This is a genomic window from Streptomyces gilvus (genome assembly GCF_022513565.1).
Classification (GTDB): Bacteria; Actinomycetota; Actinomycetes; order Streptomycetales; family Streptomycetaceae; genus Streptomyces; species Streptomyces gilvus.
Map to the genome: position 1 here is coordinate 1 of NZ_JAKWBE010000059.1, position 11,523 is coordinate 11,523.

The window sequence follows — 11,523 nt, forward strand, 5'->3', positions numbered from 1 at the left end:
CGGGCCTGGAGAGCTGTGGACCCGTTCACTTCTGCTCCGGAAATAACGGCACATACGGAACCTATCACCCTGAACAAGACCCTGGGTCGAAGAAGTACAAGGGCTCCAGCTACTACTGCGACACGCACAAATGCGGCGGCGGCGGTGGCACCGGCAGGGCCCCGGCGAGCGATCCGGTCACGATCGCGCCGATCCCGCCGCGCCAGTTCGGCGAGGAGGCGAAACGCGCATGGCTCGACGCACTCCACATGGTCGACAAGCAGAACCGGATGACGGACGCCAACGACATGTGGGACGCCCGCAACGGAATCCACCTGGCGAGTGAGACGTTCTGGGAGGTCTTCTGCGACGAGGCCCCCGGGGCCTGCCCCAAGAGCCGGCCCGATGCTCACAACTCCACCGACTTCGGGTATTTCCCGATGACTTCGTCGGACTCGTCGGGAGAGTCACTCAAAGACGTTCTGCGTGGAGGACCCTCGGCGGCAGCTGCCGGAATCTGGTATAGAAATCTGCGCCCCGACGAGGATCCGGCAGAGGGATTGTTCGCCAAGAACGTTGACGGTGACTACACCATCAACGTGCAGATAGGTCAGGGGAGTCGGGTGCGGACCCAGTGGATTTCGGTGACGAAGAGCTGGGATGTGATCAAGAAATGGCGCCAGCCCGGTCAGCGGGTCGCTATCATCGACGGCGACAAAGTCGAGGCGCGGCTGGTCGATCTCACCTCGGCGGAAAACAGGGCAAGATACCTGCGGGGATGGTCTGCGAACACAAACGCGCAATCATCGCAAGAGGCTCTGGTCGAGAGATACATAAACCCGAGCGCCATCATCGGAATGGTCGAAGATGAGGAATGATCCAGTGGATGAGGAACTCGTGTCGCAACTGAGCGAAGCGGCTGACGGATTCATCGTTCCCCTGCGCCTGAACGACGGGTTCGATCGGCTCGCGCTGGACGAGCTGTGCAGGCAGATCGACCAGTTCGGGCATCAGTGGCGGACATCCGAGGTCATCCCGAAATCGGTCGCTCTCCTCCTTTCGGAGCTGTACCCGGCGATCAGCGCGTGCGCCGACCTCTACACGGGGGACGAACGCCAGAGAATGATCGAGGCCGCAGTGCGGGTCGGGGAAAGAGTCACCTACGCCTTGGACCCCGCGGGAGAACCCGAGATGTGAGGCCTCACGCGCTGCACCGCCACCGCACACGACGAGCCGCGGACCACTCCTCCGGGGCTCTCTCGGCTAAACGGTTCTTTACGGCCTTGCGGTCCCACGCCGGGAGGGGCTTGCCGCCTCCCAGTGCCCGCCGGTCGCATGCCCCTGGTCGGGTGGGTAGACGTTGACCCCGGTATGCTGGCGAACAGCCGGACGCGACTGTTCGGTATGGCCCGACCGCGTCGGGTGCCGAGTTCGAGGTGACCAGCGTCCTACCCGTGTGCATCGGAAGGAGAATCCGCTGCGGGCAGGTTCGGATTGTGTTCGCGAGCTGGCGCCATCACCCCCTTTGCCTCCAGTCCGACCTTGGCAGGCCTCATTGAGGCCGAGTTGAGGCCACAAGGACAGGAACAGACCGACAAGGGCTGACCAGCCCCAACATGGATAACCGCATCCGACCTGCGAAAACGTCAAAGATGAGCGTCGATCGGCAAGGATCGCCAAGATCCTCAAAGGACTCATAATCCGTCGGCCGTGGGTTCGAGTCCCACCCGCCCCACTTTCACCTCTTGGGTGCAGAAACGATGTGACCAGCGTGTTGGCTGGCCCGTGACGCTCAAGCCTGCGGCCCCTGGACCAGATCCAGGGGCCGCAGGCGTTTGTTTGTTCTGTTTTGTTTGTTCTGTTTTGTGCCCGCTCGGGGGAACGTTGGGGAAGTCCGGTGACGTTCCCGGGGAACCGAGGGGGCGGCAGCGGCTACGCCGCGCTCTGGTCGTCGTCCTCCACCACGCGGAGCCCGCACTTCCGCCCGCTGCGCGGGACGATCGCGACGGCCGCCTCGGCTGCGGCTCGGGAGAGGGCGGGGACTACGCTCGTATACGTGTCGGCGGTCAGCGTGATCGTCGAGTGGCCGAGCATCTCCTGAACGACCTTGATGTCGGTGCCGGCCGTCAGGGCAAGGGTGGCGGCCTCGTGGCGGAGGTCGTGGAGGCGGATGGGCGGCAGACCGGCGTTCTTGGCGAGGCGGCGGAAGCGGCGACTGATCCACTCCGGGTGGTAGGTGGAACCGTTCTCTTCGGTGGTGAAGACGCGACCGGTCTCGACCCACTTGCCCTGGGAGGTCAGCTCCTCACGCTCCTGGTCCTGTCTGGCCTTCCACCCCACGAGCAGACGGCGCGTCGTCTCGTCGAGCACGATGGTGCGCTCGCTGTCGGCTTTGGGCGTGTCGGTGTAGGGCTCGTAGGAGACGGCGACGATCTGCTGGGTGATGTTGATGAGGCCCTGCTCGAGGTCGACCTCGGTCCAGGGGATCGCGGTGGCTTCGCCGCGGCGCAGGCCGCGGAAGGTGATGAGGTGCCACAGCGGGAAGAGGCGGTCGTCGGCGACGTGGTCGAGGAACTGGCCGACCTGCTCGGGAGTCCAGACCATGACGGGGGAGGGGACGGTGCCGGTGCGCCGCCATTCGGCGATCCGGGCGTCGGTCCACATCAGGGCCTTGGGGCGCTTGGTGGAGGGCAGCGAGACGAGCTGGGCCCAGTTCGTCGTGATCCGACGTTGGCGTACGGCGTCGGTGAGCGCGATGGAGAGGGTGGCGCGGATGCGGTGCTGGGTGGGGACGTTGGTGTCCTTGCGGTGCGACGTGCCCTTGCGGGCTTCGCGGAGTTGGGCGGCGGCGTAGTGCCACTCGGCCTTGAGCCGGGCGCGGAAGGCACGGATCTCGGCGCGCTTGTTGTAGCCGCCGTGCGGCTTGGGCGCGGCCTTCCACCCGGTGTGGGCCTCGTCCCGCAGGGCCCGGAGTTGGAGGGCGCGCAGCCGGTCGGCCTGACGCTTCTCGTTGGCCTCGCGGACCGCACGGAACATGGCGTCGATGTGCTGGGCACGCAGGTCGGTGAGCCTGATGGCACCGATGTGCGGGATGAGGTGGTTGTCGATGTGCCCGCGGTAGTTGTTGGCGGTGGAGCGCTTGAGGCCGGCCTGGGCTTCCAGCCAGCGACGCAGGTACTCCTCGACGGTCTCCTTGGAGTTGACGTCGATCCCTTCGCGGGTCGCCTCGTTGAACAGACGCTCGCCCTCGCTCTTCGCCTCGCCCTTGGTGGTGAAGCCGCCGCGACGCACCCTGTCGGGATCTCTCCCGGGGCGCGGGATGGAGAAGTAGAAGTACCAGGAGCCGTGTGTGGACTGCTTGAGCTTGGGGCACCGGTCGCCGAGTTCCCCCGTTTTGGGGTTGCCGTCCGTGTTGAGGACCGGATCTCCCTTGCGATCGACGCGTGGACCCACGCAGTGGCAGCGCTTGTACGTCGTGACGCTCATGGGTGCGTCGAACCCCCTTCTCGTGCCAAAAAGTGCCGGAGCCTAACGGCCTTGTCCGCGCGGTGCCAGGGACTTTAGGCTCCGGCCGGAGCGCGTGGGGGAGACGAGGAGCGCTTTGATGCGTGTTCAGGCCATGGCAGTTGAATGCCGGACGGTGGTACGGCCATGACCCGGGACGAGCTTCTGTCACTGCCCGTGACGGTGGATGTCGAGACGGCGGGCCGGGCCTTCGGCGTGGGTCGGACCGTCGCGTACCGGATGGTGCGCGACGGCCAGTTCCCCGTGCCCGTGCTGAGGGTGGGGAACAAGTACCGGGTCAGCGCGGCCGAGTTGTGGCGGACGTTGGGGTTTTCACCTGAGTGACGCTGGTGAGGTAGATGAACCGACGATGTCGGGGTGTGCCCGGCCGTGAGCCTGTAGTGTCCCGGTGACCACCGAAGCCTGCCGCTTGGATCTCCACATGTCAGGACGACAGTGGTCGGCTTTGGCATATCCTGTGTCGGGGGATACGGGGGACATGGGCTGGAGTAGGTATGAGGGCATACGGCCATGACACGGACGGTGTGACAGCGGTTCCCGAGGAGGCCGCCTATCTCGTGGCGGCGGCCAAGCTCCTTCTCGAGGAGAAGAGGACGCTCAGGGAGACTGCGGCCTGGATGACGGAGAACGCCGGGCCCACGGTGTCGGGACGACCGTGGGCGCCGACGACGCTGCGCCGCCGGCTCCGCAATCCGGCGATCGCGGGCCTCAGAGAGAACGCCGAGGGCGAGCTGGTCCCCGGTCCCGCCGAGCCGCTGGTCGACCGCGGGACCTTCGACGCCTTGCAGGAGCTGTTCGAAGGCAACCAGAAGAGCCAGGGGGACAAGCCCAGGCACGTGCACTACCTGTCCGGCGGCCTCTCGACCTGCGCCCTCTGCAAGCAGCCGCTGACCCCGCGGTCCACGGCGAACGGTGGGCGCGGGTACGTCTGCGAGAGCGAGGGCTGCGGCAAGGTACGGATCTCCGCTGAGCCGTTGGACGAGTACGTGGGCGACCGCGTCGTCGCCCGCCTGGCCGGCTCGGCCCAGCTCAAGCGCCTCGCCGCCATCCGGGACCGGTTCGCCGCGGAAGCGCAGGAGGCGGAGCGGTTCCTGAAGGAACTGCGGGGTCACAAGGAGGAGCTGGCCAAGGCGTTCGGCGCGCGGGAGCTGAACCTGGGCGAGTTCAGGGCGGCGAAGGCCGCGCTGGAGAAACGGCGCGGCGAGGCGATGGCGGCCGTACGCCGGGGCAAGGCCCTCGATGAGCTTCCCGAGCTGACTCCCCAGGGCGTCGAGACGTGGTGGCACGAGACCGCCGGCCGTGAACAGCGCCGCAATCTGGTCCAGCTCACGGTGAGGGAGGTCCGGGTGGGGCCGGCGACGGTGCGCGGCTCGAGGAGGTTCGACGAAGGCCGGTTCGAGATCTTCTGGCGGTAGTGACTGCGCCCGAAGAGGTGCCCCTGCGCGTTTGGTCAAGGTGCTGGGTGAGGATGGTCGGCATGACAGATCGGGATCGGTTGGGGCGGGCCCCAGTGCACTACGCCGCTGCTGCCGGGGACGTGGACGGCCTGAGGGCGCTGTTGGCTGATGGCGCCGACCCTGGGGCTGTCGATGCCGGGGGTTGGACCCCGCTGCATTTTGCCGCTCAGGCGCAGGTGCCCGCCGCCGTCGAAGTCTTGCTGGCCGCGGGTGTAGTGGTCGATGCCGTGGACCGTCATGGCAATACGCCGTTGTCGAGGGCTGTGTTCTGTTCTCGGGGCGAAGGCGGGACGATTCGGCTCCTGTTGGAAGCCGGTGCTGACCCTGACCGGGACAACGCTCATGGAGTGAGCCCGAGGGCGCTGGCGGGGCGGATTGTCAACTATGACGTGGCTGTTCACCTTCCGGCTGGGGACGGCACTTCCTCCTAGTGCTCTGACATAGGTTGGCCGGGTCCTGTGGCTGCCCAGGCGGCGGCGACCAAGGGCCGGTGGAGATCGGTGCGCCGGATAAACGCGCCGATGGTGAGGTCGCCGGCGATGGATGGGGCCGGAGTGGCATGGAGCCGGTGCTGGATGCTGCAGTTCTGCAGGACGAGGTCAGGAATGATGCCGGTACCGTAGCCGAGTGCGACCAGGGTGAGCAGGGCTTCGTGTCCGTCGGCCTCTGCGACTGTGCGGGGTGTGATGCCGAGGTGGCGGAACCAGCGGTTGGCGATGTCTCGAACCAGGCCCTGTCTGGGGAGTACGACGGCTCGTCGGAGGCAGGAAGCTGCGCGTTCGACCGTGGCGGGGCGGCTCGGACGAGGACGAGGGGGGTGCGGGCGACGGTGCGGGCGAGGAGGGTGGCCGGAACCCGGGAGGGTAAGGCCGCGACGGCGAGGTCGGCCTCGCCGTCGTCGAGGAGCGCGAGGGCGGCTGCGGCGTCACCGGTCCGCACCGAGATCTGCACCCGAGGATGTGCGTCTCGCAGAGGTGCAAGCAGGTCAGGCAGCAGACTCTGGCAGGCCGTGACCGAGGCGAACACCCTTAACTGGCCGCTGAGTTGGTCCCCTGCGAAACCGTTGTCGCTGTAACGGGCCCACAACTCCAGGGCATCGGCCGCGTAGCGGCGGAAGCGGTGGCCGTGCTCGGTCAGCGCGACGCCGTGCGGGCCGCGGTCCAGGAGCCGGTGCCCGGTAGCAGCCTCCAGCCGCTGCACGGTCCGGGACAACGTAGCAGGGCTGACATGGCAGTCTGCCGCGGTTCGGGTGAAGCTCAGCGTGGAGGCGAGATGGAGGAAAAGCCGGTACTGGTCGTGGTCCTGCATCTTTCACCTTCCGGAACGCCATGCTGCGGATGTTGCTGTTGCCGGTGGACCTGCCCGGACCCTACAAACGGGTCATGCCACGAAGCGACAGCACCCGCCCACGCCGAGCAATTGTCAAGAGTTGTGGTTCGGGTGGCGCGTGATCAGGCGGCGACGGTCTCTGCCCGCTCAACGAGGACGCCGTTCTCGAACGTGGCGCCCGTGCGGACCAGGGCGACGAGGTGGGCACCTCGGACTGCGCGCCAGCGGGTCTGGGCGGACTCGACGAGCTTGAACACCATGGCGAGGGCGGCGGCGGGGCTGCCGGCGCCGCGGGTGACTTTGGTGCGGAGCTTGACTGTGGAGAAGGTCGACTCGATGGGATTCGTGGTCCGCAGGTGGATCCAGTGCTCAGCCGGGAAGTCGTAGAACGCCAGCAGCTCGTCACGGTCGTCGGTGATCTTCGCGACAGCCTTGGGGAACTTGGCGCTGTAGGTCTTGGCGAACGCCTCGATCGCCTTCTCGGCGTGCGCGCGGTCCTCGGCGTTGTAGATCTCCTGCATCGCTTTCGTCGCGCCCGGTTGTGCGGACTTCGGCAGTGCGTTCGTTACATTCCGGGCTTTGTGAACCCAGCACCGCTGATGGCGGGCGGCCGGGAACACCTCCGCCAGCGCCTTCCACAGGCCCATCGCGCCGTCGCCGACGACCAGCTCGGGATCGCGCATGCCACGCCTGCGGCAGTCACGTAGCAGGTCGGCCCACGACTCGGTGGACTCGCGCAGCCCCTCGGCCAGTGCGATCAGTTCCTTGGTGCCGTCCAGGCGCACGCCCATCAGCACCAGAACGCAGGAGTGCGCCTGCCCGAGCCGGACCTTGGGATGCACCCCGTCCGCCCACACGTACACGTAGTCGGACTCGGCGAGGTCGCGCTGCTGGAAGGCGGCGTGGTCGTCCTGCCACTGCTTCGTCAGCCGGGTCACGGTGGCCGGCGACAGTCCGGCCGAGCTGCCGAGGAACTGCTCCAGCGCGGGCACGAAGTCCCCCGAGGACAATCCGTGCAGGTAGAGCAGCGGCAGCACCTCGCTGACCTTGGGCGACTTGCGGCACCACGGCGGCAAGATCTTCGAGGAGAACCGCATCCGCTCTCCGGTGGCCGCGTCCACCCGTTTGTCGTTCACGCGCGGGGCCGTGACCTCGACCGGACCGGCCGCGGTGGTCACGGTGCGGGGCCGGTGGTGGCCGTTGCGGACCACCAGGCGCCGTCCGGCCCCGTCGGTCTCGGCGGCCAACTCGGCTATGTACTGGTTGACCTCGGCCTCCAGCGCGGCGGCGAGCATCCGCCGGGCGCCCTCGCGGACGATCTCGTCGATCAGGGAGCCAGACTCGGTCGAGCCGTCGGCATTCACTACGCTGAGCACGGGCGTGCCTTCCCGACCCGCGCTGCGAACGCGGGCCTCTACTCGGTGACTTGTAGATCACTCGGGAAGGTACGCCCTTCGCGTCCGGGAAGGTACGCCCTTCGCGTCCCGTCCCGAAGACCGATCCACAAGTCCTGAGCATTGCTCGCCCACGCCCCGCATGGTTCTTCCGCGAGTACGAGCCCGTCGGCATCGACCTGGGCAGCCAGGCTGCCGTGGCCGCCTACGACCGCAACCAGGGCACCGACCCGGACGCCGACGACGCGCTCCTCGACCGTCTAGGTGTCGACACGGGCATCCGCCTGGTCGATCTGGCATGCGGCACCGGCTCGCTGGTGGTCCAGGCGGCACGACGCGGGGCCGAGGCGCACGGCGTCGACGTCTCGACGGAGATGCTCGCCTTCGCCCAGGCCAGGGCGAAACGCGCCGATGTCGGCGCACACTGGCACCGGGCCGGCTTCCTGGACTACGCCCACCGCGCGGAACCCGTGGACGTGGTGACCACCAAGTCGGCCCTGCACCAGCTGCCGGACTTCTGGAAGCAACAGGCGCTCCTCAACGCGGCCGGCATGCTGCGGCCGGGCGGCACCTTCTACCTGTGGGACGTCATCTTCAGCTTCGAGCCCGCCGACGCCGCAGAGCAACTGCAGCAATGGATCGACACCGCCGGACGGCCCGAAGGCCAAGGCTTCACCCGGACGGACTTCGAGGCGCACGTCCGGGAGGAGTTCTCCACATACGCCTGGGTCCTGGAGGGCATGCTGGAGCGGGCTGGCTTCGACATCGTCTCGCGTACGTCCCGCACGCCGACGCACGGTGAGTTCCTCTGCCGTCGGCGGTAACTGCTTCGTCTGCCGCACGAGCGAGGATCCTGGCTGTTCAAGCTGCCTTGTCCAGCGGACGTCCGCCCCAGCGGATGCCTTTCTCGCCGCGGATGGGGGCGCGATCGCGGCGTTGGGCGGCCAGCACGGTGGGGTGGCGGACGTAGGCGTTGCGCCACCGTAGGTCACGTCAGCCAGCCGAAAACTCCACCGGCAACGAGGGCGCCGAGTGCCGTCCCCGCCGCGACCTGCCCCGGCGTGTGGTCGCGCAACGCCACCCTCGACCACCCGATGAGCGCGACCAATGGGGCGGCCGCCGCCCACCATGGGCTGACCCCGACGGCCAGGATCGCGATGGCCCCGGCCGAGACCGACGTGTGCACGCTGATCTTCCAGAACGCCGTCACCGGCAGGATCGCAGCGAGCGTGGCCATCATCGCCACCACCAGAGCCGTCATCTGAGAGGGCGCGTCAAGGATCAGCATCGCCGCGAACGCCACGCCGACAGACGTCATGATCACGGGTATCAGGTGCAGGCGCCTCTCGCGCTGGCCGACGTGGCGGTCCTGCCAACGCCCGGACCGGATCCCGTACTTGATGTACGCCATGGGGATCACCGCGGCGAACACGATGGCGTGAACGGCCCAGGCCAGCCCGACGAGCGCGTCGTCCTGGGCGGCGCCGAGCGCGAGGCAGACGGCGAGGATGACGTTCTTCGGTTCCAGGCCGTCGGTGACGGCTCGGGCGGTGCGGTTCTCGGGCGAAGAGATCGTGGTCATGCCGGATTCCTGGTGGTGAGGCGGGCTTCGAGGAGGTCCATGAGCGGGGAGTGGTAGTACCGGGCGACCCGGGTAGCCAGGCCGCGTTGGCGTCCAGGTCGTTGCCCATGGTGAGCAGCGGGGAGGTCATGGAGCTGCTCGCGGGCGGATCCTGGTCGATCAACCCGCGACGGCCGGTTCGCAGGCACAGCGCCTGCGCTGCCGCATCGGCGTCGTCACCGTCGAGACCGCAGGCGCGGGCCGCGATCCGTGCGCGCCGTGGCAGATCGGCATCGAGCCAGGGAAGGATCTCGAGAGCGGAGTCGCTGATGTCGAGCACGCGTTGGTCCAGCCCTGCCACAGGCCGCGGGGGTCGTACCGGTCGCGGAGCAGGGACGGCGCCTCGGCGAGGACACGGACGATCGCCTCGGCCGGGAGGACGGATACCAGCTCCTGCCACAGCGGACGCAGAGCGGTCAGCAGGCGTTGGCGCTGGACCATGCGGGTGGCGGTCTCCCACCCGCGGAACGAGACGCCGGCCAGGATGAGTCCGATGGCGACGACCTCGATGAGGCTGGCGAGTTGGTCGGCGTCGGCGGCGGACATGGGGTAAGCGGCGCCGACCAGGCCGTAGGCCAGGTAGCTGCCGCGGAAGAAGGCGTAGCCGACTCCCATCCAGCACCCCAGGGACATCAGGTGCATGCACACGCTGAACATCCGCTGCCCGGAACGCCACGCCGCGCGTGCGGCGACCGCGCACAGGGCGCCCGAGAAGGTCAGCGCCAAGGCCATGGTGCCGAGGTAGGCGCTCAGATACGCGGTCCCCTCCGGATCGCCGGACTGAGCGCCGATGAAGTTGCGGTCACCGTCGGCTTCCACGAGGGAGGGAGCCGTGAACCGGAACAGCACTCCGACGGCGACGACGGCGGTCACCGCTGTGATGGTGCGCGGCAGCGCCGTCGTCAGCCTCTGCCACCACCTGCGGGCGCCCGCGGCCGCCGCCACGGAGTCCACCCAGCGCCACAGCAGGACGGAGCTGAGGATGACCGCCAGGTGTTTGACCAGCACCGCGAGGTCGTCGACGCCGGTCCACTTCGTGACGCCGCGCTCGACGTAACTGAGCCTCAGCGTCGCGCCACAGGCCAGCAGTACGAGCACGGTCCACAACTCGCGTTGGCCGCGACTGCCTCGGAGGTATCCGATGCGGAACAGGCACCAGGTCCACAGCGGTACGACGGTGCATAACGCGATGACATCGCGGCGGTCACGACGACGGACGACGCCGACCTCACCGCCTTCACAGTGGCCGGCCGTTCCTTCCCGCTGGAGCAAATGTACGGTGACCGCCGCCCCCGCGGCTACGTCCTGCACGCCGAACAGGACCGCTACACCCCGACGGCCGCCATGCGCCGCGCCGCCGCCCTGTACCACGAGCACCAGACGGACTGCGTGGTCATCGTGGCCAACAACGGCGGCGACTACCTCCCCGCCCTCCTTGCCGAGCTCGACCCGACCGTGCCGTCTCGCGTCGTCCACGCCACCCGCGGCAAACGCGCCCGCGCCGCGCCGGTCGCGATGCTGTACGAGCAGTCCCGCGTCAGCCACGCAGGTCCGCCCCGCATGTTCGCCATGCTGGAGGAGCAGATGACGACGTATGTCGGTGCGTCGGAGGCCGAGGACAAGTCGCCGGACTTGCTCGACTCCTGCGTCTGGGCGCTCACCGACCTTCTCCTGGACGCCTCCGTTGGGGGTGCCCCGTCGCGACCGTCAGACGGTCGGCTCAGCGGGAGACGGTAGATGGAGAAGCACGTCGGCGCCGTTGACCCGAACTTCGGCCTGATGGCCAGGCGCGGGCACCAACATCAGCCCCGCTCGCCTTCGTCTCCGATGAGCAACGTCACCATCGCTTCGAGGCGCTCGTCGTTGACCTGCGGAACAGTCCAGTTGTTGCTGCGCGCGTGCTCGATGAACGGCGGGTCGAGCTCCACGTGGTAGCGCCCCACGTAGTGGGCCAGGTCGGAGTACCACAGCCAATGTCCGTCTGTGAGCAGGTGGAGCCCTCCGATGAACGCCCCAGTCTCGCTCAGCACGTCAGGCACAGCTGAAGGCGTGCCGACCAAGGTCGCGCCGGCACGCAGGTACCGAACCAGATCGCCTTCATACCCCGGCGCAGCCATGCGCGCAGCAGTTCGGATCGACGGTTCGTCCGGACTGCCGTACTCCAGCTCCCTGAAACCGCCGACGACGGGGAACTTGTCGAAGATCACTTGGTCGAGCC

At 68.0% G+C, this 11,523-nt stretch carries 12 protein-coding genes and 2 pseudogenes; 7 read left to right on the plus strand and 7 right to left on the minus strand.

The annotated features are described in order from the left end of the window. Positions 1 to 857, plus strand: an 857-nt coding sequence (locus tag MKW14_RS40435; protein WP_240871714.1) for a hypothetical protein, incomplete at its 5' end; no start/stop codon positions are given. Positions 858 to 861: 4 nt separating this feature from the next. Continuing rightward, positions 862 to 1,176, plus strand: a complete 315-nt coding sequence (locus tag MKW14_RS40440; RefSeq protein WP_240871716.1) for a hypothetical protein — start codon at positions 862 to 864, stop codon at positions 1,174 to 1,176. Positions 1,177 to 1,911: 735 nt separating this feature from the next. Here the strand turns inward: MKW14_RS40440 and MKW14_RS40445 are convergent. Continuing rightward, the gene (locus MKW14_RS40445; RefSeq protein ID WP_240871718.1) at positions 1,912 to 3,465 is read right to left on the minus strand and encodes a site-specific integrase; all 1,554 of its coding nucleotides are present in this window, start codon (positions 3,463 to 3,465) and stop codon (positions 1,912 to 1,914) included. Positions 3,466 to 3,630: 165 nt separating this feature from the next. Here MKW14_RS40445 and MKW14_RS40450 point away from each other — a divergent pair, with 165 nt between their 5' ends. The 3 genes from MKW14_RS40450 to MKW14_RS41750 all read left to right on the plus strand — a co-directional run bounded on the left by MKW14_RS40450 (position 3,631) and on the right by MKW14_RS41750 (position 5,392). Next, on the plus strand, positions 3,631 to 3,828 hold the full coding sequence (locus tag MKW14_RS40450) for a helix-turn-helix domain-containing protein (protein WP_240871725.1): 198 nt from the start codon (positions 3,631 to 3,633) through the stop codon (positions 3,826 to 3,828). Between the two features lie 170 nt (positions 3,829 to 3,998). Further along, a complete protein-coding gene (locus MKW14_RS40455) occupies positions 3,999 to 4,919 on the plus strand; it encodes a recombinase family protein (protein WP_240871728.1) in 921 nt (306 codons plus the stop codon). A gap of 62 nt (positions 4,920 to 4,981) precedes the next feature. Beyond that, positions 4,982 to 5,392 (plus strand): ankyrin repeat domain-containing protein, encoded by a 411-nt coding sequence (locus MKW14_RS41750; protein WP_374116668.1) that lies wholly within the window; start codon positions 4,982 to 4,984, stop codon positions 5,390 to 5,392. Here the strand turns inward: MKW14_RS41750 and MKW14_RS41180 are convergent. The 3 genes and pseudogenes from MKW14_RS41180 to MKW14_RS40465 all read right to left on the minus strand — a co-directional run bounded on the left by MKW14_RS41180 (position 5,389) and on the right by MKW14_RS40465 (position 7,666). Continuing rightward, positions 5,389 to 5,691, minus strand: coding sequence for a LysR substrate-binding domain-containing protein (locus MKW14_RS41180; RefSeq protein WP_276623344.1), 303 nt, complete (start codon positions 5,689 to 5,691; stop codon positions 5,389 to 5,391). The two genes, MKW14_RS41750 and MKW14_RS41180, sit on opposite strands and share 4 nt — an antisense overlap. Positions 5,692 to 5,822: 131 nt before the next feature. Further along, positions 5,823 to 6,269, minus strand: a pseudogene (locus tag MKW14_RS41185) (LysR family transcriptional regulator); the annotation flags it as partial. A 143-nt stretch (positions 6,270 to 6,412) separates the two neighbouring features. After that, positions 6,413 to 7,666, minus strand: coding sequence for an IS256 family transposase (locus tag MKW14_RS40465; protein ID WP_240871731.1), 1,254 nt, complete (start codon positions 7,664 to 7,666; stop codon positions 6,413 to 6,415). A 215-nt stretch (positions 7,667 to 7,881) separates the two neighbouring features. Here MKW14_RS40465 and MKW14_RS40470 point away from each other — a divergent pair, with 215 nt between their 5' ends. Then, positions 7,882 to 8,508, plus strand: coding sequence for a class I SAM-dependent methyltransferase (locus MKW14_RS40470; RefSeq protein WP_240871734.1), 627 nt, complete (start codon positions 7,882 to 7,884; stop codon positions 8,506 to 8,508). Between the two features lie 164 nt (positions 8,509 to 8,672). Here the strand turns inward: MKW14_RS40470 and MKW14_RS40480 are convergent, their stop codons facing one another. Next, the gene (locus tag MKW14_RS40480) at positions 8,673 to 9,266 is read right to left on the minus strand and encodes a phosphatase PAP2 family protein (protein WP_240871735.1); all 594 of its coding nucleotides are present in this window, start codon (positions 9,264 to 9,266) and stop codon (positions 8,673 to 8,675) included. A 133-nt stretch (positions 9,267 to 9,399) separates the two neighbouring features. Beyond that, a pseudogene (locus MKW14_RS41755) lies at positions 9,400 to 10,005 on the minus strand (DUF6545 domain-containing protein); the annotation flags it as partial. 542 nt (positions 10,006 to 10,547) lie between these two features. Between MKW14_RS41755 and MKW14_RS40490 the strand changes: the two are divergent. Then, complete coding sequence (locus MKW14_RS40490; protein WP_374116667.1) at positions 10,548 to 11,042, plus strand: phage terminase large subunit family protein; 495 nt, start codon at positions 10,548 to 10,550, stop codon at positions 11,040 to 11,042. 65 nt (positions 11,043 to 11,107) lie between these two features. Here MKW14_RS40490 and MKW14_RS40495 read toward each other — a convergent pair. Further along, the coding region (locus MKW14_RS40495; protein ID WP_276623343.1) for a hypothetical protein at positions 11,108 to 11,523 on the minus strand (416 nt) is incomplete at its 5' end.